General features: G+C 61.7%; 24 protein-coding genes. 5 read left to right on the forward strand and 19 right to left on the reverse strand.

The features are described 5' to 3' along the window. The first annotated feature begins 84 nt into the window (after positions 1 to 84). A complete protein-coding gene (locus tag AB1555_13445) occupies positions 85 to 3045 on the forward strand; it encodes a proline dehydrogenase family protein (GenBank protein MEW6247695.1) in 2961 nt (986 codons plus the stop codon). Here AB1555_13445 and AB1555_13450 read toward each other — a convergent pair. Next, positions 2938 to 3831 carry a hypothetical protein gene (locus AB1555_13450; GenBank protein ID MEW6247696.1) on the reverse strand — a complete coding sequence of 298 codons (894 nt, stop codon included), beginning with the start codon at positions 3829 to 3831 and terminating at the stop codon, positions 2938 to 2940. The two genes, AB1555_13445 and AB1555_13450, sit on opposite strands and share 108 nt — an antisense overlap. A gap of 206 nt (positions 3832 to 4037) precedes the next feature. Here AB1555_13450 and AB1555_13455 point away from each other — a divergent pair, with 206 nt between their 5' ends. Then, positions 4038 to 4745 carry an SDR family NAD(P)-dependent oxidoreductase gene (locus tag AB1555_13455; GenBank protein MEW6247697.1) on the forward strand — a complete coding sequence of 236 codons (708 nt, stop codon included), beginning with the start codon at positions 4038 to 4040 and terminating at the stop codon, positions 4743 to 4745. A gap of 17 nt (positions 4746 to 4762) precedes the next feature. Then, complete coding sequence (bioD, locus tag AB1555_13460; protein ID MEW6247698.1) at positions 4763 to 5521, forward strand: dethiobiotin synthase; 759 nt, start codon at positions 4763 to 4765, stop codon at positions 5519 to 5521. Here bioD and thiE read toward each other — a convergent pair. From thiE to AB1555_13530, 14 genes are all read right to left on the reverse strand, one after another. Further along, positions 5481 to 6143 carry a thiamine phosphate synthase gene (gene thiE, locus AB1555_13465; protein MEW6247699.1) on the reverse strand — a complete coding sequence of 221 codons (663 nt, stop codon included), beginning with the start codon at positions 6141 to 6143 and terminating at the stop codon, positions 5481 to 5483. The two genes, bioD and thiE, sit on opposite strands and share 41 nt — an antisense overlap. 23 nt (positions 6144 to 6166) lie before the next feature. Next, entirely contained in the window at positions 6167 to 7516 is a 1350-nt protein-coding gene (gene accC / locus AB1555_13470; GenBank protein ID MEW6247700.1) for an acetyl-CoA carboxylase biotin carboxylase subunit, read from the reverse strand. Between the two features lie 128 nt (positions 7517 to 7644). Beyond that, positions 7645 to 8211 (reverse strand): acetyl-CoA carboxylase biotin carboxyl carrier protein, encoded by a 567-nt coding sequence (gene accB / locus AB1555_13475; protein ID MEW6247701.1) that lies wholly within the window; start codon positions 8209 to 8211, stop codon positions 7645 to 7647. Next, on the reverse strand, positions 8208 to 8768 hold the full coding sequence (gene efp, locus AB1555_13480) for an elongation factor P (protein MEW6247702.1): 561 nt from the start codon (positions 8766 to 8768) through the stop codon (positions 8208 to 8210). The genes accB and efp overlap by 4 nt, the downstream gene beginning before the upstream one ends. A 100-nt stretch (positions 8769 to 8868) precedes the next feature. Then, positions 8869 to 9348 (reverse strand): type II 3-dehydroquinate dehydratase, encoded by a 480-nt coding sequence (gene aroQ, locus AB1555_13485; protein ID MEW6247703.1) that lies wholly within the window; start codon positions 9346 to 9348, stop codon positions 8869 to 8871. Between the two features lie 124 nt (positions 9349 to 9472). Further along, entirely contained in the window at positions 9473 to 10009 is a 537-nt protein-coding gene (locus AB1555_13490; GenBank protein MEW6247704.1) for a tetratricopeptide repeat protein, read from the reverse strand. A 122-nt stretch (positions 10010 to 10131) separates the two neighbouring features. Next, positions 10132 to 11373: a bifunctional phosphopantothenoylcysteine decarboxylase/phosphopantothenate--cysteine ligase CoaBC gene (gene coaBC / locus AB1555_13495; GenBank protein MEW6247705.1), complete on the reverse strand. Its 1242-nt coding sequence runs from the start codon at positions 11371 to 11373 to the stop codon at positions 10132 to 10134. 9 nt (positions 11374 to 11382) lie between these two features. After that, positions 11383 to 11745: a DNA-directed RNA polymerase subunit omega gene (rpoZ, locus tag AB1555_13500; GenBank protein ID MEW6247706.1), complete on the reverse strand. Its 363-nt coding sequence runs from the start codon at positions 11743 to 11745 to the stop codon at positions 11383 to 11385. After that, entirely contained in the window at positions 11738 to 12457 is a 720-nt protein-coding gene (gene gmk, locus AB1555_13505) for a guanylate kinase (GenBank protein MEW6247707.1), read from the reverse strand. Before gmk ends, rpoZ begins: the two co-directional genes overlap by 8 nt. A 26-nt stretch (positions 12458 to 12483) precedes the next feature. Continuing rightward, entirely contained in the window at positions 12484 to 13383 is a 900-nt protein-coding gene (locus tag AB1555_13510; GenBank protein ID MEW6247708.1) for a YicC/YloC family endoribonuclease, read from the reverse strand. After that, the gene (nth, locus tag AB1555_13515) at positions 13359 to 14006 is read right to left on the reverse strand and encodes an endonuclease III (protein MEW6247709.1); all 648 of its coding nucleotides are present in this window, start codon (positions 14004 to 14006) and stop codon (positions 13359 to 13361) included. The genes AB1555_13510 and nth overlap by 25 nt, the downstream gene beginning before the upstream one ends. A gap of 56 nt (positions 14007 to 14062) precedes the next feature. Then, positions 14063 to 15706 (reverse strand): GTPase HflX, encoded by a 1644-nt coding sequence (gene hflX, locus AB1555_13520; protein ID MEW6247710.1) that lies wholly within the window; start codon positions 15704 to 15706, stop codon positions 14063 to 14065. Positions 15707 to 15781: 75 nt separating this feature from the next. Further along, positions 15782 to 16867 (reverse strand): tRNA (adenosine(37)-N6)-threonylcarbamoyltransferase complex transferase subunit TsaD, encoded by a 1086-nt coding sequence (gene tsaD, locus AB1555_13525; protein ID MEW6247711.1) that lies wholly within the window; start codon positions 16865 to 16867, stop codon positions 15782 to 15784. Positions 16868 to 17029: 162 nt separating this feature from the next. Then, positions 17030 to 19459, reverse strand: a complete 2430-nt coding sequence (locus AB1555_13530) for an ATP-dependent Clp protease ATP-binding subunit (GenBank protein MEW6247712.1) — start codon at positions 19457 to 19459, stop codon at positions 17030 to 17032. Between the two features lie 259 nt (positions 19460 to 19718). Between AB1555_13530 and AB1555_13535 the strand changes: the two genes are divergently transcribed. Continuing rightward, the gene (locus AB1555_13535; protein ID MEW6247713.1) at positions 19719 to 20573 is read left to right on the forward strand and encodes an NAD(+)/NADH kinase; all 855 of its coding nucleotides are present in this window, start codon (positions 19719 to 19721) and stop codon (positions 20571 to 20573) included. On the opposite strand, the gene AB1555_13540 is transcribed toward AB1555_13535, so the two are convergent. The 3 genes from AB1555_13540 to AB1555_13550 all read right to left on the reverse strand — a co-directional run bounded on the left by AB1555_13540 (position 20570) and on the right by AB1555_13550 (position 24097). Continuing rightward, positions 20570 to 21964, reverse strand: a complete 1395-nt coding sequence (locus tag AB1555_13540; protein MEW6247714.1) for an FAD-dependent oxidoreductase — start codon at positions 21962 to 21964, stop codon at positions 20570 to 20572. The genes AB1555_13535 and AB1555_13540 overlap by 4 nt on opposite strands. Positions 21965 to 22292: 328 nt before the next feature. Beyond that, a complete protein-coding gene (locus tag AB1555_13545) occupies positions 22293 to 23783 on the reverse strand; it encodes a class II fumarate hydratase (protein MEW6247715.1) in 1491 nt (496 codons plus the stop codon). Positions 23784 to 23785: 2 nt separating this feature from the next. Beyond that, positions 23786 to 24097, reverse strand: coding sequence for a GYD domain-containing protein (locus tag AB1555_13550; GenBank protein MEW6247716.1), 312 nt, complete (start codon positions 24095 to 24097; stop codon positions 23786 to 23788). Positions 24098 to 24405: 308 nt separating this feature from the next. On the opposite strand from AB1555_13550, the gene AB1555_13555 reads away from it, so the two are divergent. Continuing rightward, positions 24406 to 24663: a hypothetical protein gene (locus tag AB1555_13555; GenBank protein MEW6247717.1), complete on the forward strand. Its 258-nt coding sequence runs from the start codon at positions 24406 to 24408 to the stop codon at positions 24661 to 24663. Between the two features lie 86 nt (positions 24664 to 24749). On the opposite strand, the gene groL is transcribed toward AB1555_13555, so the two are convergent. Beyond that, a complete protein-coding gene (groL, locus tag AB1555_13560; GenBank protein ID MEW6247718.1) occupies positions 24750 to 26372 on the reverse strand; it encodes a chaperonin GroEL in 1623 nt (540 codons plus the stop codon). Positions 26373 to 26516: the final 144 nt, after the last annotated feature.

Below are 26516 nucleotides of genomic sequence, written 5' to 3' on the forward strand. Positions count from 1 at the left end.
CAACCTTGTCGAAATTTTCAAGAAAATCTCTCATCGGTGTATACTGATCCTGTCACGCACAATTCTTGCGTTTAGGCGAGGCGTGTGAACGCGCAAACCCCCTTTCCACCTCTCGAAGCTCGGATCAGGCAGATCGGAGAAGACCTGGCTCGCCGTTCGTCCGGGCATGCGCCGGCGGTGTTTGATCCGCGGCATTGGTCTCAAATCCTGATCAACATGGCCATGAAGGACGAGGCCTTCAAGGTCCAGCTCTTTCGTTTTGTCGATGTGCTTCCGTCTCTGCGCGACGACCGACAGGTCGCCAGACTGGCGGAAGAATATTTCGGCGAGAGCGGCGTCCAGATTTTCGGTCTCAAGTGGGGACTCAAGGCTCTATCCGCCACCAAACTCGGCGCGAGCCTGGGGGCGAAATCCATTCGCCATCAGGTGGAGCAGATGGCGCGAACGTTTATCGCCGGTTCCACGATCGACGATGCGTTGCCGGTGCTGGAGCGCCTGTGGAAAGACGGGCGCGCCGGTTCCGTTGATTTGCTGGGCGAAGCGACGGTCAGCGAACGCGAAGCCGATCGATACCGGGATCGGTGTCTGGAGGCCCTCACGCGACTGGGCGAGGCGTCGAGCTCGTGGCCTGCCGCTCCCCTGCTCGAGCGGGACCATCTCGGCGCCTTGCCGCGGGTCCAGCTCTCGGTCAAAATCTCGGCCCTCTATTCGCAACTGGACCCCATCGATCCGGAAGGCGGCTTCCGTGCGGTCGGTGCCAGACTGCGGCCGCTCCTCGATATGGCCTGCGCCATGCCCGCTTCCATTATTTTCGACATGGAACAGGTCGAGACGAAGGATTTGATCCTGTCGATTTTCATGCGACTCCTGTCCGAAGACGCCTATCGTGCCTATCCCTTCGCCGGTCTCGCGCTGCAGGCTTACCTGAAGGACACACGAAGAGATATCGAAACCCTTCTCGACTGGACCCGCGCGCGCGGCGCGCCGATCACGATTCGGTTGGTCAAGGGCGCCTATTGGGATTCGGACACGATCCGTTTTCAGCAAAAGGGCTGGCCCGTGCCGCTGTTCGAACACAAGGCAGAGACGGATTTGAATTACGAATCCCTCACGACCGCCCTGCTGCAACACGCCGAGCTGATCCGGCCTGCGTTCGGCACCCACAATCTACGCAGCCTTGCCCATGTCGAAGCCATGGCAGAGTCCTCAGGTCTGGCTGCAGACGCGTGGGAATATCAGATGATCTTCGGCATGGCCGAGCCGTTTCAGGCGGCCGTGACCTCGTTGGGGCGGCGCCTTCGGATTTACACGCCGGTCGGCGAGTTGCTGCCCGGCATGGCGTACCTGGTCCGGCGGCTGTTGGAAAATACATCGAACGAATCGTTTTTGCGGAAGGAATATGTCGAGTCGGAGCCGCTGGAAAGGCTGTTGGCTCCGCCGCAGCCGCCCAGCCGGACGGAGGATCGCGCGAAGAGGTCGGCGGACCGATTCGTGAACGAGCCGCATTCGGATTTCTCCCGCGCCTCGGTCCGCGCCGCCATGCGCGACGGCATCGCCCGCGTGAAGAAGCAACTGGGCGGATTGTTCCCTCCCCGTGTTTCGCCGGGAGTCTCCCTTTCCGGCGCCGAAATGGTCTCCGTGAATCCCAGTGAGCCGAATCAAACCGTCGGCCGCATCAAGGCCGCCGAGCCGACCGACGTGCCGGCCATGGTCCGGGCCGCGCTCGGCATGTTCGACGACTGGCGTGCGACTCCGCCTACGCAGCGGGCGGCCGTGCTCAGAAAAGCGGCCGCGCTCATGCGCGAGCAGCGATACGACCTGGCGGCCTGGGAAATTTTCGAAACCGGCAAGCCGTGGCGCGAGGCCGATGCCGACGTCGCCGAGGCGATCGACTTTCTGGAGTTCTACGCGCGGGAGATGCTTCGGCTGGGACCGCCCAAACGCTTGGGCTGCGAACCGGGAGAACTGAATCATCTGATCTATGAGCCGCGCGGGCTCACGGTCGTGATCGCGCCGTGGAATTTCCCGCTGGCGATTCCGACCGGCATGGTCTCCGCCGCCTTGGTCACCGGCAACGTGGTCGTCTTCAAACCGTCGGAACGGTCGCCGGTCATGGGTCATCATCTGGTTCGCATTCTCGGCGAGGCCGGGGTGCCTCCAGGAGTGCTCCAGCTCGCCGCCGGCGGCCCGGAGCTCGGTCAGGCCTTGGTGGACGAACCCGAGGTGTCGACGATCGCCTTTACCGGCTCGAAAGATGTCGGACTCGGTATCGTAGCCCGCGCGGCGCGGGTCGTGCCGGGTCAGCGGATGGTCAAGCGGGTCATCGCGGAAATGGGGGGCAAGAACGCCATCATCGTCGATGAGACGGCCGATCTCGACGAAGCCGTCGTCGGCGTGGTGACTTCATTCACCGGCTATCAGGGACAGAAATGCTCCGCCTGTTCTCGGGCCATCGTTCATGAATCCGTCTATGATGTATTCCTACGTCGCTTGGCCGACGCCGTGGAGAGCCTGACGATCGGAAGCCCCGAGGATCCGGGGACGCGCGTGGGACCGATGATCGACGCACGGGCGCGCGACAAGGTCCGGCGGTACATCGACATCGGCAAGCAGGAAGGACGGCTGGTGATCGAGAGAAAGGTCGATGGGCCGGGTTATGTCGTCGGCCCGGCGGTCTTCGCGGATATTCGACCCGACCATCGATTGGCCCAGGAGGAAATCTTCGGGCCGGTCCTGGCGGTCATGCGGGCGAAGACTTTTGAAGACGCGCTTCGATTGGCCAACCAATCGTTCTATGCGCTGACCGGCGGGCTGTACTCGCGGAGTCCCGCCAATATTCTCGCGGCGCGACGGTTGTTCGATGTGGGAAATCTCTACATCAACCGGCCGATCACGGGCGCCCTGGTGGGCCGGCAGCCGTTCGGCGGGCATCGATTCTCAGGAATCGGAGCCAAGGCCGGCGGCAAGGACTATCTGCCGCAGTTCATGATCGCGCGCGTGATCAGCGAAAATACGCTGCGTCGAGGATTCGCCCCGGCTGAGTGACGCCGGCGGCGCTTTGATCTCCGCCTTTTCCAACTCCTCGGTGATCTCCGTCGCCAATCCTCGATCCGTTCGGAAGGGCGGCAACTCTTGCCGTTCGATGTACTTCGCCAAGCCAATCCCCTTGACGAACCAGGCAATCATCACGTCCGTGCCGACGGCCGTCTTGCCGGTCCCGGAGAGGTGGATCCGAAGCGTCAGCTTGGCCTCGACGCGGACCGCGTCCGAGTAGGAACCGGCCGGGACGGATACCGGTTCTCTCCCGATGACGCTGACGACCCCGTGCACGTCAACCTGTTCATCGATTCCGTCCCCGTCGAGATCCGTTCCGAAGTTCAGTTTTTTGCGATCGAACTGTTGGAAGGACGACGGATACTTCAAGGGAAACTGCACGATTTGGTAGGGAACCAATTGTTGTTCCAACGGGGTGCCGGGCTCCGAACCGTAATAGACGATCCCGGCCGCGTCACGGCGATAGAAGCTGTCAGACGGCCCGTGGTTACCCGCGTTGGTGTCGTGAAAGACCGTAACCGTGATCCCTTTTAAGACACGGGTCCCGGTGATCATCGACACGTTGGTGAAAAATTTATTGTTGATGGTTTGAAGAGGACCTTCCGTAATTTGACCGCGATACTCCCATCGGTTTCCGATCGCGTCCGGAAAATACTCGGCGGATTGTGCGATGATCTCTGCTTCCTCGGCGACGGCCACACACGCGATGGCCGGGTTCAGAAGGAAGCCGAACCCGATGAGAAGTCCGCAGCCGATCTTTCTGAAACGCGCACCCATCGCGCCAACTCCGATCTTGGTGACCGCGGGGAAACGGTATCACACTCGCTTTCCCACCGGCAAGATATCGAAAACACGAGGCTGCTCGCCCAAGGCCGTCGCTTGCCATCCCGACTCACATTCCCGATAATGCCGGCATCGCCATGCTGAACCCGTCCAGCCGGGAATCCCGGCCCCGTCCGCCTCGGTCTGGAACTCGTAAAACGGTGCTTGTCACCGGAGGCTCGCGGGGCATCGGCCGGGCTGTTTGCCTGGCCTTCGCGCAGGACAGTTGGAGCGTGGGGATTCATTATCGAAAGCGTCGCGAGGAGGCCGAACTGACTTGCGCGTCGGTCGCCTCCTTGGGCAGCGAGGGCGCACTGTTTCAAGCCGATATGAGGTCCGCCGAACAGGTTCGGGCGATGATCCAGGCCTTCGTCGATCGTTGGGCTCGGCTCGACGTCCTGGTCTGTAACGCCGGTCAGTCCGTGAGCGGGTTGCTCATCCGCCAAGATGTGGAGAAATGGCGACAGGTTATTGAGACGAATCTGACGGGAACCTTTCATTGCCTGCAGGCGGCGGCCGCGCCGATGTTGCGCCAGCGGGACGGCTCCATCATCGTCATAGGTTCGTATGCGGGGGATCACGGGAGTCCGGGCCAAGCCGCCTATGCCGCCTCGAAGGCCGGTTTGCTCGGGCTGGTCAAAACGGCGGCCCGCGAATGGAGCCGGGGCAATATCAGGGTCAATATCGTCTATCCAGGCTGGCACAAGACGGAATTGGCCGGTGAGGCCATGCCTGACGCGGCGAATCTCGACGACCATCTGCTCGGGCGATCGCCGCGTCTTGAAGAGGTCGCCCAAACCATCGTCCATTTGGCTCTCCGGCGGGATGTCTCCGGGCAGGTCTGGAATCTCGACAGTCGCCTTGTCTAACTCCGGTTGAGCGCTCGATGGCCGAGTCCTTAGGTCATGCCCCTGCCTTTCCCTGCGTTTTTGTGACGGGCACCGATACCGGTGTCGGGAAGACGTTCGTCACCTCGGCGCTCGCACGCCACCTGAAGCACAGAGGCCTGGCCGTCGGCGTGATGAAGCCGATCGAAACGGGTGTCGCGCATGATGCGCCGGGCTTGTCCGATGCGGACCGTTTAGCGCGCGCGGCCGGGGTTCTCGACGCTCTCGATCTGATCACTCCTTACCGCTTTCCTGATCCCCTCGCTCCGCTCGCCGCGGCGCGACGCGCCGGTCTGTCCGTGGACGTCGGTGTGATCGCCCGGGCGGTTCAGGTCTTGCGAGCGCGACATACGGTTCTGTTGGTCGAGGGGGTCGGCGGTGTGCTGGTTCCGATCGGTCCGCAACTGGATGTGCGGGATTTGATCGCGCGCCTGGGAACGCCCGTGCTGGTCGTCGGGCGCGCGAGCCTCGGCGGCGTCAACCATGCGTTGCTGACCGTCGAAGCGGTGCGCCAGCGGGGGCTGACCGTGCTGGCGATCGCGCTGAACGAGCCTGCTCCGACGCCGGCGACGCCGGCTGTCGAACTGCAGGTCGAATCGACCGTCGAATTGATCCGCGAACTCACCGGCGCGCCGGTCTTCGGTCCCCTTCGGCATGTACCGTCCGGTGGACAGTCCTGCGAAGCGACGCTCGACACGATAGCGCAGGATAACAGTATCAGCAGCCTGGCCGATCTGGTGCTGAAAGGCGCGCGGTGAACGCGCGAACGGCCTGCCCGATATCGGGCGCGGCGAGGACGGCGGAAATCACGGAGACGCCGTCGGCCCCGGTTCCGACGATCGAATCGACGGACTCGATCGTGATGCCGCCGATCGCAAAGACCGGCAGGTCGGTCAGCGGACGAATCGCCCGGAGGCCGTCCAGACCGACGACCGGGTCATGATCCGGCTTCGTTCCGGTCGGAAAGATCGGCCCGAACCCCACATAGTCGGCTCCCCCCTCGTCGGCTTCCTTCACCTGTTCGGGGCGGTGGGTCGAAATGCCGATGATCTTCCCCGGGCCGAGCAAGGAACGGGCATGGGGCAAGGGGAGATCCTCCTGTCCCAGATGAACGCCGTCGGCGTCCACCGCCAACGCCAGGTCGCAGCGGTCGTTGACGATCAACAGCGAACCGGCGTCCGACGCGGCTCGCCGCAAAGCCAGCGCGCGTTCATAGGCTTCCCGCATCGGTGAGCTCTTGTCGCGGTACTGGAAGAGCCGCACCCCGTGCTCCGCCGCTTCCTGCAATACCTCGACAAGCGAACGGTCCGGACGGACGGCCGGGTCGAGAATTAGATAGAGGCCTTTCAAGAGCGGATGCGCGGAAGACCGGATGGACATAGCGGTTAGGCGATCGGAAGCGGTCAGGAGGATTGATTCGCGAGGAACCGCTCGAGAAAACTCGTCGACACGTGGCCTTTCTGGAAGTCGGGATCGTTGAAGATCTTTTTATGCAGCGGAATGGTGGTCTTGATGCCCTCGATCGCGAACTCGTCAAGCGCCCGTCTCATGCGCGCCATCGCCTCCTGCCGGTCGCGCCCGTGAGTGATCAGTTTCGCGATCATCGAATCGTAGTACGGAACGACCATCGCCTGCGCTTCCATCGCGGAATCCACCCGGACGCCGAAGCCGCCCGGCGGAGCCCATTTCGTGATCAGCCCCGGGCTGGGCGTGAACTTGTCCGGACACTCGGCATTGATCCGGCATTCGAAACTGTGTCCGGTCAATTGGATGTCCTGCTGCCTGAACGACAGCGGCTGCCCGTCGGCGATGCGGATTTGTTCCTTGATCAGGTCGATCCCCGTGACCATCTCGGTGATGGGATGCTCGACCTGGATGCGGGCGTTGACCTCCATGAAAAAGAAATTGAGGTCCTTGTCGAGCAGAAACTCCACCGTCCCGGCGTTGCGGTAGTGCACCGCTTTCACGGCTTCAACCGCGACCCGGCCCATCTCCCGCCGGAGTCGCTCGTCCACGGCCGGCGACGGGGTTTCCTCGACGAGCTTCTGGTGACGACGCTGAATGGAGCAATCCCGCTCGCCGAGATAGACGACGCGCCCCCGGTGATCGGCGAGTATCTGGACTTCGATATGGCGGGGCTCGAGGAAGTACCGCTCGAGATAGACCCCTTCGTTGCCGAACGTGGCTTTGGCTTCCGCCTGGGCGGCCTGAAACGCGCGGGCGAGGTCCTCGGCTTTATTGACGACCCGCATGCCGCGGCCGCCCCCGCCGGCCGAGGCTTTGATGATGACGGGAAACCCGATGGCCTTCGCCGCCTCCAGCGCGTCCGCCTCGCTCCGTACTTCGCCGGGACTGCCCGGTGTGACCGGCAGCCCGCGGCGGGCCACGATTTCCCGCGCCTTGGCTTTGTCGCCCATCAGCGCGATGTTCTCCGAGGTGGGTCCGATGAATTTGATCCCGATGGACTCGCAGACCTCGGCGAAGTGCGCGTTCTCCGAAAGGAACCCGTAGCCGGGATGGATGGCGTCCGCGCCGGTGATCTCGGCCGCGCTGAGGACGTTGGGAATGTTGCGATAGCTCAGGGCGTCTTCGGCCGGGCCGACGCAGATCCGCTCGTCGGCGACCCTGGTGTGCAGTGCATTGGCGTCGGCCTCGGAGTGGATCGCCACGGTCTTGATCCCGAGTTCCTTGCAGGCTCGGATGATTCTCAGGGCGATCTCTCCGCGGTTGGCGACCAGAATTTTCTTGAACACGGGGTCACTCGATCGTGATCAAAGGAGGTCGAGGTTCAGGTTCAGGTTGAGCAGGAAATCTTCGGATCAGCCGGCGGCTGACCCGCTTTCTTTCAAGTCTCAACCTGAACCTCAGCCTGAACTTGCCGCTACTCCGTGGCCTTCGGATCGATGAGAAATAACGGCTGGCCGTATTCCACCGGTTTCGTGCTCTCGACCAAAATCTTTACGACTTTCCCATCCACCTCGGATTCGATCTCGTTCATGAGCTTCATGGCTTCCACGATACAGAGCACCTGCCCCTTCTTGACGAAATCGCCTTCTTCCACATAGGGGTCGGCGTCGGGCGAGGGAGAGCGATAGAAGGTTCCGACGATCGGAGACGTGATGGTGACCAATCCCGCGGTGTCCTGGACCGGCGGTCCGTTCGTCGTTTGACTTGCGGCGGGCTGAGCGGCTGGTTGGCTTTCCTGTATCGGGGCGGCTTGCGGACGGACGACCGTTTCATGCCGAAGCCGGATGCGAGTCCCTTCGCGCTCGATCTCCAACTCCGTCAAGTGATTGCGCCGCAAGAGGTCGATGAGTTCCTGAATCTGCTTGGTTTGATCGCCGGACAGCAACGGCCCGTCTCTCGCCGAATCGGCGAAAGCCCGAGGCAAAATGATGGGACGGTCGCGCTCTTTACGCGCCCGTGGGCGGGATCGAGATGTGCTCACCGAACGCGCTCCACGTATTCGCGGGTTCTCGTGTCGATCTTAATGACTTCCCCGATCTCGAGATACAGCGGCACCTTGATAATGGCGCCGGTCTCGACGACGGCGGGTTTGCTCCCTCCAGACGCCGTGTCGCCCCGGACGCCGGGCTCCGCGTCGACCACCTTGAGCTCGATGAAGATCGGCAGCTCGACGGCGATCGGTTGGTGTTCGTAGATGAGAATCCTGACGACCATGTTCTCCTTGAGCAGATCGACGTTCGGCCCCAATTGTTTCCTGTCGTAGGTGAACTGTTCATAGGTTTCCGTGTCCATGAACGTATAGGAGTCCCCCGACGCGTAGAGAAACTGCATCTCGCGCTCATCGAGATCGGGTTCCTCGAACTTTTCGCCGGACCTGAATGTGCGATCCAGCACATTGCCGGTCTTATAGCTCTTGAGTTTCGTGCGCACGAACGCGCCGCCCTTGCCCGGCTTGACGTGTTGAAACTCTACGATGTAGTAAGGCTCGCCTTCGACTTGAATGCGGGCACCGTTGCGAAAATCGGCGGTCGAAATCACTGGTTCTGTTCCTCTCCTTTCATCGATGGTGTTGAAAACGGTCGACGCACATGCGGGCCGTTGGACACAGATCGGCTCAGGCACCCTCCGCTCGCCCCGTTTATGCTTTTCCGCCGCCTTTTCGTGGGGTCTGCCGAGCAGTCCGTGTGGATCTCAGATGATCGAGCAAGCCACGAATCGCCAGCAGATACCCCATCGGGCCGAACCCTGAGACTTGGCCCAACGCCACGCCGGCGACGTAGGAGTAATGTCGGAACGCCTCCCGCTGGTAGATATTGGTCAGGTGCACTTCGACGGTCGGCAAACCGGCCGCGGCGATCGCATCCCGAATCGCCACGCTAGTATGGGTGTATCCGGCCGGGTTGATGATGATGCCGTCGAATCCGACCCTGGCCTCCTGGATCCAGGTGACCAGTTCGCCTTCGCTGTTCGACTGCCTGATCTCGACTTGAATCCCTATCCGCTCGGCCAGCCGCGCAATGGCGTCGTTGACAGCCTTCAGGGATGTGGGCCCGTACAGCGATCGCTCACGGGTTCCCAGCAGATTCAGATTAGGGCCGTGGAGCACAAGCATCCGCACCATGTATGATTCTGCCGGTCCGTGCGTCCACAGACCGCACTCCTCTCGGCCCCCTTCCAATCGGATTGCGGCGGTCATTGTAGCAATCTGGCGAGGTCGGGTCAAACAAAGGTTCAGGCTCGTCTCAACTCTGACGCCTGAGTTGGATGGTTCTAAGCAGATGTTCGAGGCGTGCCAGTTTGCCCGGTGTCTGGTGATCGATGGAAGTTGAAGAGTCAGCGGCCGGGCCGGTCACGCCGGATCGGGCGTCTTCCTGCCCTTCAGACACGGGGGACCCTTCGAGGCCATCCCCTGTATGCAGACAGGTCTCGGTTTCAACCGGTGCGTCCGTAGGGTGTTTGTCGAGGGCGGATTTGAGTGCCAATGTCTCTTCGTCTTGCGGATTGACCGCTAGGATCACCGAACAAGAGCGCAACGCTGATTCCGTAGCTCCCTCGGCGGCATAAATTTTGGCCAGCGTGCGGTGGGCTCTCAGATTGTCCGGGCTTATCCTGACCGCATCCTCGAGGAGCGCTCTGGCTTTTGCGGTCTGTCCGAGATGATCGTAGGCGCGCCCCAGCGCCACCATCGCCGTGATGAACCCCGGATAAACTTGCAGCCCCGCTTCCAGCACTGCTGCGGCTTCCTGCCACAAGCCGGCTTTCACATATTCCTCGGCCAAAGGTATAAAGACCTTCGACTGCGGGTTCCTGGCCAACAAAGCGGTAAGCCGTTGGATCTCCGACAACCGAGAAAGCTCTTCGGGAGGAGGTGAAGAAGGCATTGGCGAGTACCAGGTTGCCGCTAGTTCGCCTGAGGACCGCTCCGCCGGGCGTGAGAGCGCAGGCGTTGGATCGCATCGAGGATGTGATGAGCCAGTTCCCGTTTAGGCATCAAGGGGAGCCGAATTTCCCGATGGTCGCGGTCGATCAGCGTCGCCGCGTTCATGTCGGATCCGAAGCCGCCCCCTTCGGCGCTCACATCGTTGGCGACGATCAGATCGAGGCGTTTGCGTATGAGCTTCTCCTTCGCATGGGCACCGAGGTCCCGCGTCTCGGCGGCGAAGCCGACCAGGATCTGCGAGGTACGACGTTCAGACAGCAGATGCAGAATATCACGGGTCGGTTCGAACTCCAAGGATTTCCACGCGTGGTCTCTCTTCTTCAACTTGTGGACCGCCGGATGTTTCGGACGAAAATCCGCGACCGCGGCGGCCATCACGACGACGGTCGCCCAGGGCAGTCGCATCAGCAGCGCTTTTTCCATCTCCTCCGCGGTGGTGACGGCGACGGCGTCGACCCCCGAAGGAACGGGAAGCCAGGTCGGTCCGGTCACAAGCGCGACCGCGGCGCCGCGCTCACGGGCCGCCGCGGCGATTGCATAGCCCATTTTCCCGGACGAACGGTTTGAAATGAAACGGACCGGATCGATGGGTTCCTGAGTCGGACCGGCCGACACAAGGACCCGCTCGCCGGCCCAGTCCCGCCTTCGACAGAGTTGCGCCTCGATCGCGGCGAGAATCGTCGCTTCCTCGGCCAGCCGTCCCTGCCCGATTCGGCCGGAGGCCAGTGGGCCCTCTTCGGGCTCGACGATGAGCGCGCCTCGTTGACGCAGTTGGGCCACGTGGGAAACCACGGTCGGATGCGCCCACATGTCGCCGTCCATGGCCGGCGCAACGATCACGGGGCAGCGGGTCGTCAGGAGCATCGTGCTGAGCAGATCGTCTGCGAGGCCGAGCGCAGCTTTGGCAAGAAAATGGGCGGTGGCGGGCGCGACAACGACCGCGTCGGCCTGTTCCGGCAGGTTGAGATGGAGCATCTCCTGATGCGCCGCGAAAAGGTCGGTTGCGACCGGCCGTCCGGAGAGCACTTCAAAGGTAAGCGGTGCGATGAAACGCGTGGCCGCGTCGGTCAGCACCACGTGGACTTGAGCCCCTTCCTGGACCAGCAAACGCAGCAACCCCACCGCTTTGTAAGCGGCGATGCTCCCGGTGACGCCGAGAACGATCCGCTTTCCGAAAAGCTTGGGTGCTGGCTCAACCTGCACGACGGCGGGTTACTCTTCGCTTTCCGATTCGGCGGCCGGTTTGACCGAGTCATCAACGTAGACGCTGAGTTCTTTCTTGATCTCTCTGGCGTCCTCTCCGGTCATAACGGCCAAGCGCTCGGTCTCGGTCTCCCTGTTGCGCTTGGCTTCCTTGAGCGCCTCGCGCGCCTCTTTCCCGGTGAGGAACTGGATTTCCCCGCGCAACACCTCGTCCAACGCGATCGTCGTCTCTTTGGTGAATTTCGACGTGCCGGTCGGCTTGGCGCCCTGAATCAAATGCTTCGCCCGTTGAGCTGCCACCAGGACGAGCCGGTGACGGGAATCGAATCGCTCTTGAGCGAATTGCGGCAATAACGACAGCATGTCAACCATGGGTCTTTGCGCTCCCTTTCGCAACCGCGGATGCTTCCCTGTCCGCGGGTTTGGTCTCTTTGTCCAGGATGAAGTTCTCCTCCAGCCATGCCATGTCAAGCCGTTTGGTCTTGATACGCTCGGCCAAGAAGATGCTTTCCAACTCTTTCAGCGACTGCTTCAAGTCGTCGTTCCGAACGATGTAGTAATACTCGCGGTAACTCCAGACTTCCTCGCGGGCCTTCTGGAGGCGCCGCTGGATTTCCTCCGGAGAGTCTCCGGCGCGAGTCTGAAGCCGCGTCCGTAGGACTTCCAGCGAGGGAGGAAGGATAAAAATATACACCGCGCCTTCGAATTTTTTCTTCACCTGCATCGCGCCCTGGACATCGATTTCCAACAGGACATCGATACCCTGCTCCAGTTTGTCGGCCAGGGCCTTTCTGGGAGTGCCGTACCAGTGGCCGTAGACGCGGGCGTATTCCAAAAACTCATTGCGCTCGATCATCTCCTGGAACACGCGTTCCTCGACGAAATAATAGTCGCGCCCGTCTTCTTCCCCGGGGCGAGGCTTTCTCGTCGTGTAGGAAATCGAATGCCACAGGTCCGGAACGATGGAGACGATCTGTTTGCACAGGGTCGTCTTTCCGGCTCCGGACGGCGCGGAGACGATGAACAACAGTCCTCTCCGATGATCCGAGGAGCCCTTTCTGGTCTGCGACGTTTCGGGCGGCATGGGAAGACCCGGCTCAACGGCCGTGGTTATTCGACATTCTGGACCTGCTCGCGGATCTTCTCAAGTTCCGCTTTGATATGGACGACTTGACTCGCAATTTCGGCGTCGGCGGCCTTGGAACCGATGGTGTTGATCTCGCGTCCCATTTCCTGCAGGAGGAAATCCAACGTCTTGCCCACCGAGCCCTCCCGCCGAAGTGCGTGGTCAAACTGTATCATATGGGAGTCGAGCCTGACCAACTCTTCCGTGATGTCGTAACGGTCGGCATAGATTGCCAGTTCTTGGTTCAACCGCCCGACATCCGGCGGTTTGGCGCCGAGGAGTTTTTCAACTCGGGCTTTCATGCGGGCAAACGCTTCCCGCGCGACTTCCGGCGCGCGCTCGGCGATCTGACGTTTCGCCTTGCGGATCGAGTGGAGGCGACTCCTGATCTCTTTGGCCAACGCGGCCCCCTCGCGGCGGCGCATGCGGTCTGCATCCCCCAACGCCTGGCCGAGCAACCGCTGAGCAAGCCGACCAAGTTGTGAACCGTCGCCGGGCTCGTCCGCAACGACGACAATGTCTCGGAAGCCAGAGAGCAATGCGATGTCGATCGTCCCGCCGATCCGCAAATCCTTCTGGAGCTCGCGGAGGACTTGATGGTACTGCCTGGCGAGAGAACGGTCAAGAGCCACGGCCCGCGCTCCGCCTTTTTCGCCGCCCAGCGAAACCGTCACTTCGACGCGGCCGCGAAGACAGCGCTGCTGAACCGCTTTCTTGAACGGTTCCTCGAGGTCGCTCAACGGGCGCGGCAACCGGGTCACGACTTCCAAAAAACGATGGTTGACCGCGCGCACTTCCACCGTCACGGAACCCCGCTGCCAATAGGCTTCCCGCCGGCCATAGCCGGTCATGCTCCGAATCATCGTCGCAGCTTCCCTTCCCATGGGCAGTCCTTGTAAATGACGCACTCTCCGCATTTCGGGTTTCTGGCGAGACACACGTATCGACCGTGCAGCAACAATTGCTGAGATCCTTCGGTCCATCGCGGCTTCGGGATGACCTGCTGAAGGTCTTGTTCGATCCGGTCGGGATCGCTTGATGTTGTGAGTCCGAGGCGGGCGGCCACCCGCTTGACGTGCGTATCCACGACGACGGCCGGTTGCCCGAACGCGTTGCCGAGAATCACGTTCGCTGTCTTTCGTCCGACGCCGGGCAAGGTTGTCAACTCGTCCATGGTGCGGGGCACTTCTCCGCCGAAGCGTTCCGCCACGGCTTTACCGCATTCGATCAGGTGGTTCGCCTTGCTCTTGTAGAAACCGGTCGAACGGATCATGGCTTCCAGTTCCGCCCGGTTGGCGCGGGCGTAATCTGCGGGCCGACGGTACTTCGCAAAGAGCGCGGGCGTGACCTGATTCACGCGCTGGTCCGTGCATTGGGCCGATAGGATCGTGGCGACCAGCAGCTCCCACGGACTTCGATAATTCAGCTCCACTTTGGCCGACGGCCTGCTCTGGTGGAGCGCACGAAAAATGCGCTCGACCCGCTTGCCGATATTCTTCTCCGTCACGTTTCACCGGTCTTTCAGGGAAAATGCAAAAGATCCGCTCGCGGAGAAAGCGGCGGTCACGGAACCAGGACCGTCTGGACGGCGCCACGCCGCTCGCCGGCCTGTTCATTCCAGGAGGAATGCAGATTTGCCACATGGGCGTCGAGATAGTCAATCAACGGAGGGAGGGTGGTCGGATCGATGGCCGAGATGGCGAGCGAATTGTAACGACGACACAATACGTCGACTTCCCGCTGTGAGAGCCGGTCGCACTTGTTCAAGACCACGACGCGGGGAATGCGATCGAGTTGCAGTTCGGCAAGGATCGATTCGACCGCCGCCATCTGCCCGTCTACGTCTTTGGCGCCGGCGTCGACCAGGTGCAGGAGCATGTCGGCGTCGCGCAGTTCCTCGAGGGTGGTGCGGAACGCGCCCATGAGCTCTTGGGGAAGATCTCGGATGAAGCCGACCGTGTCGGTGATGATGATCTCCCGGTCCCGCGGGAAGCGGAGCCGCCGGCTCGTGGTGTCGAGCGTTTCGAACTGCCGGTCCTGGACGGATACCCGGCTTTTGGTCAAGACGTTGAGGAGCGTCGACTTTCCGGCATTGGTGTAGCCGACGATGGACACGATCGGCAAGGCATGCCGGAGCCGGCGGGCGCGTCGTTGATCCTGGTGCCGCGCGAACAGCGACAGTTCCCGTTCCAGATGCGCGATGCGGTCGCGGACCCGGCGGCGATCGGTTTCCAGTTTCGTCTCGCCCGGTCCCCGCGCCCCGATGCCGCCGCCCAGGCGCGATAACGCCGCACCGCGTCCCAAGAGACGGGGCAGCAGGTAACGGAGTTGCGCCAGTTCGACCTGGACTTTGCCTTCTCGGCTGTGGGCGCGACGGGCGAAGATATCGAGAATCAGTTGGGTCCGGTCGATGACTTTCATCTCCGTGATCTCCGAGATCGCCCGCACCTGCGCCGGCGTCAGATTCTGATCGAAAATCAGCAAGTCGGCTCCGCAGTGCAGGGCCCGGATGATGACCTCTTTCAGCTTGCCGCTGCCCAGCAGGAATCGCTGGTGTTGCTCCGGCGTGCGCTGGACGATTTTGTCCAGTACGCGCACACCGGCCGAAGCGGCCAGTTCCGACAGCTCCTCCAGCCGGTCTTCCTGGTCGCTCCGGTTTCTCGGCGAGGCGCTGACCAGGATCGCGGATTCCTCAGGGGCGCCGACCGCGTGGCCAGACGGCGTGCGCATCAGTTCCGCTTCCAGCGCGGCTACGAATTTGTCGCACTCCAACTGCAAGCTGTGCAACGGCGTGGGCGCGAGTACTTCATGGACCTGCCCGCGCGGGTTAGGCGGCAACAGATGGGCTACGTGAACATCCGCGGGCCCTCCATCCGTTCCTGCACCCACGGCGGCGATCAAATCCAGCCGCAGCAACGCCAGTTGCGTCAGATCCGATTGGCTGAGCGGCGCATTGTCCAACTGCGCACGGACCAACCGGATTCCGCGCAGCGAGCGCGGCCCTGTCCTGAATTTGGCGAGATCGCGGAATGACGGCGCACACCCGTCTCCGACGAGCACTTGCTCGACCGCGCCGCGCCGTGTGATCAGCAGCCCGATGGGCCGCCGGATTTCCTGCGCCAATTGAGTGCAGTGTCGCGCCAGTTCGGGGGTGATGACCTTGTCGCCCGGAACCCGGCGCCGGTAGAGATGCTCGAGCCGGGTCAACTGATTGGGTTTGAGCCCCGCGACATGTCCGAGAACGGTGGGAATGGAAAACCTCCGGTTGATCCAGATCGCCGCCTATGGGCGCTTGGTATCGGGTGACGAATCGGCGGCGATCGTTGCTAGGGGCAGTTCGGCATCGGACTCGAGTTCCCAGGTCGATCGCCTGCCTTGTTCCAACGCGTGCAGCCCGGCCACGGCGACCATTGCGGCGTTGTCCGTGCAATACGCCAGCGACGGCAGGCCCAGACGGATTCCAGCCTCGGCGGCCTGACCGGCCAAGAGGGCACGAAGCCGGGAGTTGGCCGAAACACCGCCGACCACAGCCAAAGCCTTGACGCGATGCCGACGCACAGCGTCAAACGCTTTGGCGACCAATACGTCCACGATCGCCTCCTGAAAACCCGCCGCAAGATCCGCTTTCCGCGGTTCAAGATCGGCCCCGCTCTGATCTCTGAGATAGTAGAGCAATGCCGTCTTGAGTCCGCTGAAGCTGAAGTCAAGGTTCCCCTTTTTGAGGTGGGGGCGCGGAAACTGGATCGCATCGGGGTCGCCCATCCTCGCAAGCCGGTCAATGGCCGGCCCACCCGGATACCCGAGTCCGAGCATGTGGGCCGCCTTGTCGAAAGCCTCGCCGGCCGCGTCGTCCAGTGTCTGTCCCAACAGTCGATAGAATCCGTCCGGACCGGCGAGATACAGGTGCGTATGTCCGCCGGAGACAACCAGAACGACGCAGGGGATGGGAAAGTCCGGTTCCTCGATCCATGCCGACGCGATATGAGCTTCGAGATGACTGACTCCAACCACCGGAAGCTTCAACGCGTACGCGGCGGCCTTGGCGTAACTGACGCCGACCAGCAGGGCGCCGGCCAATCCCGGACCGTGGGTGACCGCGACGGCTCGCAGGTCAGACCAGCGGAGCTGCGCGGCGCGAAGCGCTTCGTTCACCGTGACTTCGATTCTTTCGATATGTCGCCGCGAGGCCAGCTCAGGAACGACGCCTCCGTAGCGGTCATGCAGGTCATGCTGGGAGCACACGATGTTGGCCGCTACCTTCCTGTCGGGACCCACAACAGCGGCGGCGGTTTCGTCGCAGGAGGTTTCGACGCCCAGGATCGGTCCGTACTGCGAGCGCGATGAAGATCCGGCCGAAAAATGGCTCATTGTCTCAGAGGCGGCCGAGGGCGAATGTAGAGTGCTCGTGATGAAATCGGGTTGAACGGCGGGGGAAACAGAACGACCCCCGCGCGCTGCTCGCCTGGACGGGGGTCGTTACCGTGGTCACCGAGTCGGATGGCAAACTCCGTACGCTCTTTCCCGGCCGGGTCAGACCCCCGCCATCGCTTCCTGTTCGATGAACGCGGGAGCTCCATCCCGGAGCACCACCTTGATCTTGCGGCAATCCTTGAATCGCCCCTTGATGATTTCCTCGGACAGAGGATCGCCGATGGTCCGTTGAATCGTGCGCCGCATGGGCCGGGCGCCATAGAGGGGCTCGTAACCTTCTTTGATCAGCCAATGTTTCACTTCGTCGTCGATTTCGATTTCGACGCCCCGTTCCAGCAGGCGCACGTTCAGCTCTCTGAGCAGAATGTCCAAAATGCTGTAGAGGTGCTCCTTCTCCAGCGGATGGAACACGACGATCTCGTCGATGCGGTTCAGAAACTCCGGGCTGAACGCGCGCCGCAGTTCGCCCAGGACCTCGTCCTTCATCCGGCGCTCCCGTTCACCCTGTTCGGCGCTGTGGAACCCGAGCGAGACACCCTTTTGAATCAGCTTGGTGCCGAGGTTCGACGTCATGATCACGACGGTGTTCTTGAAATCGACCTTCCGCCCCAGGCTGTCCGTGAGCACCCCATCGTCCAGGACCTGCAAGAGGACGTTGAAGACATCGGGATGGGCCTTTTCGATTTCATCGAACAGCACCACGGAATAGGGCCGGCGGCGGACCTTTTCGGTCAACTGTCCGCCTTCCTCGTATCCGACATAGCCGGGCGGTGCGCCGAACAACCGCGAACTGGTGAACTTCTCCTGATACTCGGACATGTCGATGCGGATCAGCGCATCCTCGGTGTTGAAGAGAAACTCGGCCAGTGTTCTGGCGAGTTCCGTTTTGCCGACACCGGTCGGTCCGAGGAAGATGAAAGAGCCGATGGGCTTCTTGGCTTCTTTCAGGCCGGCGCGTGAACGACGGATGGCCCGACAGACCGCGGAGATGGCCTCGTTTTGGCCGACGATCCGCTTGTGGAGGAACTCTTCCATCCGCAAGAGCTTGTTCGACTCTTCCTCTTCGAGCTTGAACAACGGAATGCCGGTCATCTTCGAGACGACGTAGGCCACGTCTTCTTTGGTAATGATCGGCTTATGCTTCTCCTGGGTTTTCTTCCACTCGCGCTTGGATTCGTCCAGCAGCTTACGCAGGCGTTCCTCCTCCTCGCGATGGCGCACGGCTTCCTCGAAATTCTGCATCGAGATCGCGAGCTCCTTGTCGCGCGATACCTTTTTAAGCTCCTGCTCCAAGGCTTTCAGTTCGGTCGGGAGCGCGTAGCTCTGCAGCTTGGCCCGGGAGCCCGTCTCGTCGATGAGATCGATCGCTTTGTCGGGCAGGAATCGATCCGTGATGTAGCGGTCCGACAACTTCACGGCTTCAACGATGGCTTCTTCGGTGATTTCGACGCCGTGATGTTCTTCGTAGCGGTCGCGGAGGCCCTGGATGATCCTGACCGTTTCGTCGATGCTCGGCGGCTGGACGTAAATCGGCTGAAAGCGTCGTTTCAGCGCGCCGTCCTTCTCGATATGCTTTCGATATTCATCGAGCGTTGTGGCGCCGATGCACTGAATCTCGCCCCGAGATAAGGCCGGCTTCAACATATTCGACGCGTCGATCGAACCCTCCGCCGCGCCCGCCCCGACCAAGGTGTGAAGTTCGTCGATGAAAATGATGATGTTGCCGGCCTGGACGATCTCTTTCATCACGACCTTCAGCCGTTCTTCGAATTGCCCGCGGTATTTGGTGCCGGCGACCAAAGAACCGAGGTCGAGGGCGATCACCCGGCGTGAAAGCAGATTGTCGGGCACTTCGGATTGCACGATCCGTTGGGCGAGTCCCTCGACGATGGCCGTCTTGCCGACTCCGGATTCGCCGATGAGCACCGGGTTGTTCTTCGTGCGGCGGCTGAGAATCTGGAGGACGCGTTCGATTTCATCGGCCCGACCGATGACGGGATCGAGTTGTCCTTCCTGAGCCAATTGGGTTAAATCTCTGCCGAACTCGTCGAGAGCCGGCGTATTGCTCTTCCGGTCCCGCTCGCGCGGCGCGGATTTTCTCAAAAAGGTAACCGTGAGTTGGCGGGCCGTGAGAAGGTTGGCGCCGAGGCTGCGGAGAATCTTTCCGCCGATGCCTTCTTCCTCCCGCAGAAGCCCCAAGAGAAGATGCTCGCTTCCAATGTGGTTGTGGCCCAGCAATCTTGCTTCCTCGACTCCATATTCGATGACTTTTTTGACCCGTGGGCTGAACGGGATTTCTCCGAAGGTCATGGTGGTGCCGCCGCCGGGCAGATTGCGCTCGATTTCCAACCGGATCTGTTCGGAAGACAGGCCCATCTTCTTAAGAATCATCAAGGCGATGCCGTCAGATTCACGGAGAATGGCCAAGACAAGGTGCTCAGTGCCCAGATAATCGTTCTGGTGCCGCTCGGCTTCTTCTCGTGCCAGGATGATGATTTTTCGGCCTTTGTCCGTGAATCGTTCGAACATCCTGCCTCCTTTGCTGTGCTGCAGATTGGAGAGGGCCTCCCGCGAGAGAACCCATCGAAAAATCTGGCCTTATTCTAACTTCACGCCTGTACAGTGTCAAGACGACGATTGTTTCCTATGAGCCCGGAAAACGCAGTTGCGGCGAAGCGTGAAGACTTCGCTCCGCACCCGTGTCCATTTGACATGAAAAGAAGGCAATCGCTAGAATCGCGCACGCTTCAGACCGGATCGTGCTGCATCGCACCACGCCATAAAACCCGTGAAGGCCATCGGAATTCTTACCAAACCCAAGTTCCCGGACGTCAAGCATATTCTCAAGGACCTCGTCGCCTGGTTACGCGAGCGTCACAAGGAAGTGATCCTCGATAAGGCGACGGCGGCGCTGATCGACGAACGCGCGTCCCATCAAAAGACGCATATCGCCTCCCTGGCCGACATGGTGTTGGTCTTGGGCGGAGACGGCACGATGCTGAGCGCGGCGCGGCTGGTCGAAGAACGATCCGTTCCGATCCTGGGCGTCAATATGGGCGGGCTGGGATTTTTGACCGAAGCCAGTCTGGATCAGCTCTATCCTTCGTTGGAGCGCGTGTTCGCCAACGACTTCGTGTTGGACGAGCGGTTGATGCTGCGTGCCCGTATGCACCGCCATGGCGAGCACGTGGCCCATGCCACGGTGCTCAACGACGTGGTGGTCAGCAAAGGGACGCTGGCCCGCATGATCGAGACCAGGATCGCGATCGAAGGACAGTTCGTGACGAACTTGCGGGGCGACGGCCTGATCGTGTCCACCCCTACGGGTTCCACCGCGTATTCGCTGTCCGCGGGAGGGCCGATCATGACGCCGGCGGTGCGAGCGTTGATTGTCACGCCGATTTGTCCCCATACGCTGACCCATCGCCCCCTCCTGGTTCCCAGCGAGGTGACGATCGAAGTGACGCTCACCAGCAAAGACGAAGGAGCGATGGTGACCTTCGACGGGCAGGTCGGTGTGGCGATGACGCAGGGAGATACCGTCGCTATCGGGGCTTCCGAGCATCGCACGCAACTGATCAGGTTCCCGGATCGCACGTACTACGAGGTGCTGCGGCGGAAGCTGAAGTGGGGTGACGGCTAACGTGCGGTTGGCGCCGCGGCTTTCTCCCGGCCGCGCTCGATCAGCGCCAGCATTTCCTGGTTGGTCGCGAATTTGAACTCCCCGATGCACTCGTTGGTGCGCGGCGCCTCTTTTTCCGCGGCTTCCAGGATGCGCAGCCCCTCCAGATCGACGACCGTCGCGTTGCGTTGCCGCAGGACGGCCTGCAGTCGTGCGAACACGTCGCCGACCGCCGCGTAGGTCAGCGGCTTCTTTGTGCTGAGATAACGGGTCACGACTTCGGCGCACCATTCCCCGTCCCGCTTGGCGATGCCCACCAATCCTTCGCTCGCTTTACGGGCCCAGCCCGTGAGGAACACCCCCTCGACGATCTTCCCCGAAGTCTCATCGTAGGCTTGAAATAAGGCGTCGTCCGGATCATTGCCGGTCTTGAAGGGACTGGTCACGAACACGCCGTTCTTATAAGGAAGGCCGACCGTTTCGTCCACTTTGTCGCCGACCGCGAAGACGACGCTGTCGCAAGGAAACTCGTAGTATTGTTTCATGCCCACGGCGGCCGTGTCGTTGCCTTTCGGTTCCAGCCTCGTCTCCTCGATCTCGAGGGCGCGGACGCGATTGTGCGAATCGGTCAGCACGCGGCGCGGTGAAGCCAGGAATCGAAATCCCATCTTCGTCGGACTCGCCTTCGGTTCGCACTTCATAAACTCCCCGAGCATGCCGTTCAGAATGTCGTCTGGGTTCTGCCCGACCGTTTCGAGCCGTGACCTGATGCGCGCGAACTCTTTGGCCAGCGCCTCCTGATCGATATTGGCGCACACCGCCCGGATCTCCTTGGGGTTGTACTTGCGCTCGGCGGGGCCGCGACGGGCGATCGCGGTGACTTCGTCGACCTTTTTATAACGGATGAGCCAATGCGCGATGTCCACCATCACGTCGCCCACGCCGATCACCGCGACCCGACGGCCCATGTCAAACGGCCGCTCGCCGAACCCCGGCAGCCGATTGAAATGGTACACGACATCCTTTGCATGATAGACGCCGACAGCCGTGTCTCCCTCCACGCCGATCGTTTTCGTGCCTTGCGCGCCGGTGGCAAAGACGATCGCGCTAGCGCCAAGACCACGAAGATCCTCGATCGTGAGGTCCTTGCCGTTTCCCACGGACACGTTCCCGAAATAGTGGACGTTCGGACGCTCCAGGATCTCCCAGTAGGTTTTCTTGAGGCCTCCGCGGAGTTTCAGCTTACTCGGGAAAATGCCGTATTCGGCCAAGCCGCCGAATTTGATGTCCCGATTCAAGACGATCACCTCATGACCGTCTTTGGAGAGGATGTTGGTCATCGACATCCCGGCCGGGCCGGCTCCGACGACGATGATCACGTGAGCGTCAGACTTCGAGATTCCCGCACTCATGAGCCTATCCTTTAAGAAGTCGCCTGCGCACCGCGGGCAGATGCAAGGAGGAGAAACCCGAAAATTTCCGCGGACTGTAACATAGTGCGTCTCGGACTGTCAAAGACGTGATGATCACGACGAGCGGTGTATGGCGCGACGCGCCGGCGGAGAGATGCGGCTTGTTTGACGGATTACGGGACAACGAGTGCCGACACGGTGTGAAAGGGGGCGTCGGCACCGTGTGCCAAGGAGTGCGCCGGCCTTCGGCATCGGCGGGTGAGCGACGATCCGATCGTCTCGTTGTTTCCGGTCTTCACGTCCGGCGGATTGACGGACTGCGGAGCCTTCAACCGCCCGCACTGCCCGCCGGACCTCCTGGTTCCGTCATCCGCCGGGGGTCCAGGAGTTCGTTCAGCCGCTCCTCCGGCAGGATCTTCCGCTCCCTCGCCACCTCGCGAACGGTCTTTCCCGTGCGATAGGCTTCCTTGGCGATCGTCGCCGCCGCTTCATAGCCGATTTCCGGCGCCAACGCCGTGCACATGGCGAGGCTCTGCTCGATGGAATCGCGGCATCGTTGCTCGTCGGCCGTGATGCCCTCGATGCATTTCGCGGCGAAATTTTCCGAGGCGGTCGACAGGAGCTCGATGGATTGAAGGAGGTTGTGGGCCATGACCGGCAACATCACGATCAGTTCGAAGTTGCCGGCCTGACCGCCGATGGTCACCGTGACGTCGTTGCCGATGACCTGCGCGCACACCATCGTCACCGACTCGGCGATCACCGGATTGACTTTACCCGGCATGATCGAGGAACCGGGCTGCGTCTCCGGCAGCATGATTTCGCCGAAGCCGCAGCGCGGGCCGGAACCGAGCCAGCGAATGTCGTTGGCGATTTTCATCAGGCTGACGGCCAAGGTCCGCAATTCACCGCTGGCCTCGACCAGCGAGTCCTGCGCGGATTGCGCCTCGAAGTGGTTGGCGGCTTCTTTGAAGGAACATCCGGTCTCTTGAGAGATCAGCGCCAACACGCCCGACGCGAACTCCGGATGGGTGTTCAGACCCGTGCCGACGGCCGTGCCTCCGAGCGCGACTTCGCTCAACATTTCCTGAGCGCGCCGCATCCGCGCGATACCCAATTCGATCTGCCGCGCGTACCCGCCGAACTCCTGCCCCAGCCGGACGGGCGTGGCGTCCTGTAAATGGGTGCGTCCGATCTTCACGATCCCGTCGAATTCGTGCGCTTTGTGCTCGAGGGCTTTGTGGAGTCGCGCGAGGGCCGGGATGAGTCGTCGCTCGATCATCTCGGACGCGGCGATGTGGATGGCCGTGGGTATGACGTCGTTGCTGGATTGGCCCAGATTCACGTGATCGTTGGGGTGCACCAGCTTGCTGCCCCTCGCGCCGCCCAGCAATTCGGCGGCCCGGTTGGAGATGACTTCGTTCGCGTTCATGTTGGTGGACGTCCCCGACCCGGTCTGGAAAATATCGACGGGAAACTCCGCATCGAGTTTCCCGTCGATCACTTCCGTGGCGGCCTGCTTGATCGCATCCGCCAGCTTCTGGTCGAGCAACCCCAGCGAGGCGTTCACCGTCGCGGCCGCGCGCTTGATCAGCCCCATCGCCCGGATGAAGGCGCGCGGGAATCGGAGCCCGCTGATCGGGAAATTCTCGATGGCTCTCGCCGTCTGCACGCCGTAGTAGGCGTGGGCCGGCACCGCGAGTTCGCCCATCGTGTCCCGTTCGATTCTGGTGCCGCCGGTCGCCGCGCGTTGCGCGGGTAGGGACACGGACGCTGGGCGGCCGCGCGCCTGTGCGCGGTTTTTCCCACGGGTCTTCATTTTTACTTGGCCTTGCCTCCCCAGACCTCTCCCAGCAGCTCGCGCCATTCGTCGCGGGAGACCGCCGGCATGGTCGTAATTTTGATATGGCCCAAGGATGAATTGAGTACGGCCGCCTTCATGGCCGCGCGGTTGTTCGGAAACTCGAGAATGGCCACGACATCGTATTTTCCCAGACAGTAGTAAGCATGAAGCAGCTTGCCGCCCAGCGATTCGATGTTGTTCTGCACCTTGTCGGATCGGGCGATTCCCTGCTCTTTCATCGTGGCAATCCCGTGCTCGGTAAACTTCACAAGGCTCACATAGATCGGCATGGCGACCTCCTTCCCTCGCTTGCGGAGCGACGCGCCCTGCTCTTCTTAATGTTCATGGCGCGTCGAGAAAGCACCTTGACTTGATCCCTCTGTTATCCTCGCTTGCGGAGCGACGCGCCCTGCAAAGGGCTTGGCGCGTCGCGATGTGACCTTCGTGCGCGCCTTCTCTGTCCCCGAGTTGAACGAGCCGCACGGCGACCGGTGGCGCCATCTTAGTCGATGGAACGTCGGCGCTCAAGGCTTTTCTGGGCGCAACCGGGCGTCCGTTGACAGCCCTCCGGTCGCGCCGATACAGTTGTCGCGCTGCCATGAAGCGCTCCCATAAAGACAAGGCGCAGAGCGCCGTCGTCGTGGAAGCCTACGCCGGCTACAAAGGCGAGGAAACGCCGCGCGCCTTCACGCACCAGGGGGTTCGTCGGGAAGTGCACGAGGTCCTGGAACGCTGGTACACGGAGACGCACAGTTGCTTCCGGCTGCGCGCGGATGACGGGTATCGCTACGTTCTGCGATACGACCTGGAAGCCTGCGCGTGGGAACTGGTGATGCAGGAAGAGGCTCCCGGGTAGACGTGCGGGCCGGAGAACGCACCGAGGGGACGGCGACGAGACAACCGGCCGTCCCCTTGGTGCGACAGATGGAGTAGGCAGGCGCTTCAGTACAGATCTTCCTCCGGCGTCGGCATCGCCTTCGATTCTTTCTTTTCCGGAATCTCCGTCACCATGACCTCGGTGGTCAGCATGAGACCGGCCACGCTCGCCGCATTCTGCAACGCGCTCCGCGTGACCTTGGTGGGATCGATGATTCCGGCCTCGAACAGGTCGCAGAACTCCTCGTTGGCGGCGTCGAAGCCGAAAGAGAGTTTCTCGTTCCGGATCCGCTCCAGCACGACCGAGCCGTCGTGGCCGGCGTTGACGGCGATCTGCCTGAGCGGTTCTTCGAGCGCCCGCCGCACGATGTTGACGCCGACCTGTTGATCGCCTTCGAGCTTCAGGTTGTCCAGCGCCGGGATACAGCGGACAAGCGCGACCCCGCCGCCGGGCACGATCCCCTCCTCCACGGCCGCCTTGGTGGCGTGCAACGCGTCCTCCACCCTCGCCTTCTTTTCCTTCATCTCGGTTTCGGTCGCGGCTCCGACGCGGATGACCGCCACCCCGCCGACCAGTTTAGCCAGCCGCTCCTGAAGCTTCTCGCGATCGTAGTCGGAGGTGGTTTCCTCGGTCTGGGCCTTGATCTGCTTGCACCGCGCCTCGATCTTCTTCTTGTCGCCGTAGCCTTCGACGATCGTGGTGTTGTCCTTATCGACCGTCACGCGCTTGGCGCGGCCGAGGTCCGCGACTTTGACGTGCTCGAGCTTGATGCCGAGATCTTCGGAAATGGCTTTCCCTCCGGTCAAAATGGCGATGTCCTCCAGCATGGCCTTGCGGCGATCGCCGAAGCCCGGCGCCTTGACGGCCACGACGCTCAGGGTGCCGCGCAGCTTGTTCACCACCAGCGTGGCCAGCGCTTCGCCCTCGACGTCTTCGGCGATGATCAGCAATGGTTTGCCGATCTTGACGGTCTCCTCGAGCAACGGCAGCAGATCCTTCATCGAACTGAGCTTTTTTTCGTGGACCAGGATGTAGGGATCTTCCAGAACGGCCTCCATGCGCTCGGCGTTGGTGACGAAATAGGGCGAAATGTATCCCCGATCGAATTGCATGCCTTCCACCACATCCAACGTCGTCGAGAGGCTTTTTCCTTCTTCGACCGTGATGACCCCGTCTTGGCCGACCTTCTCCATGGCTTCGGCGATGAGGTCGCCGATCGTCCGATCGTTGTTCGCGGAGATAGTCCCGATCTGGGCGATCTCTTTCTTGCCCTGGCACAACTTGCTGATCCGCTTCAATTCGGCCACCACGGTCTCGACGGCGCGATCGATGCCGCGCTTGAGATCCATCGCGGACGCCCCGGCGGCCAGATTCTTCACGCCTTCCCGGAAGATCGCCTCAGCCAGCACGGTCGCCGTTGTCGTCCCGTCGCCGGCGGCGTCGCTGGTCTTGCTGGCCACCTCGCGGACCAGTTGCGCGCCCATGTTTTCATAGGGATCGGGCAGTTCGATTTCTTTCGCAACTGTGACCCCGTCTTTGGTGATGGTCGGGCTGCCCCACCTTTTGTCGAGAATCGCATTGCGGCCTTTCGGCCCCAACGTCGCCTTCACGGCCGTCGAAAGCTGGCGCACACCGCGCAGAATCGCGGCGCGTGCGGACGCCCCGTACAACAAGCGCTTCGCTGCCATACTCTCCCCTCCCTGCTCTCATGATTCGCCCATTCAGGTCTTCGCGAGCGATCAACCACCCGCGCACCAAGCACAGCTCCTCGAAGAACATGACTCCTGCACACTAGAGGAGGGCGGGGGCTGTGGGCACAAACCCGCCCCCCC

Source organism: Nitrospirota bacterium (assembly GCA_040755395.1).
GTDB lineage: Bacteria > Nitrospirota > Nitrospiria > Nitrospirales > Nitrospiraceae > DATLZU01.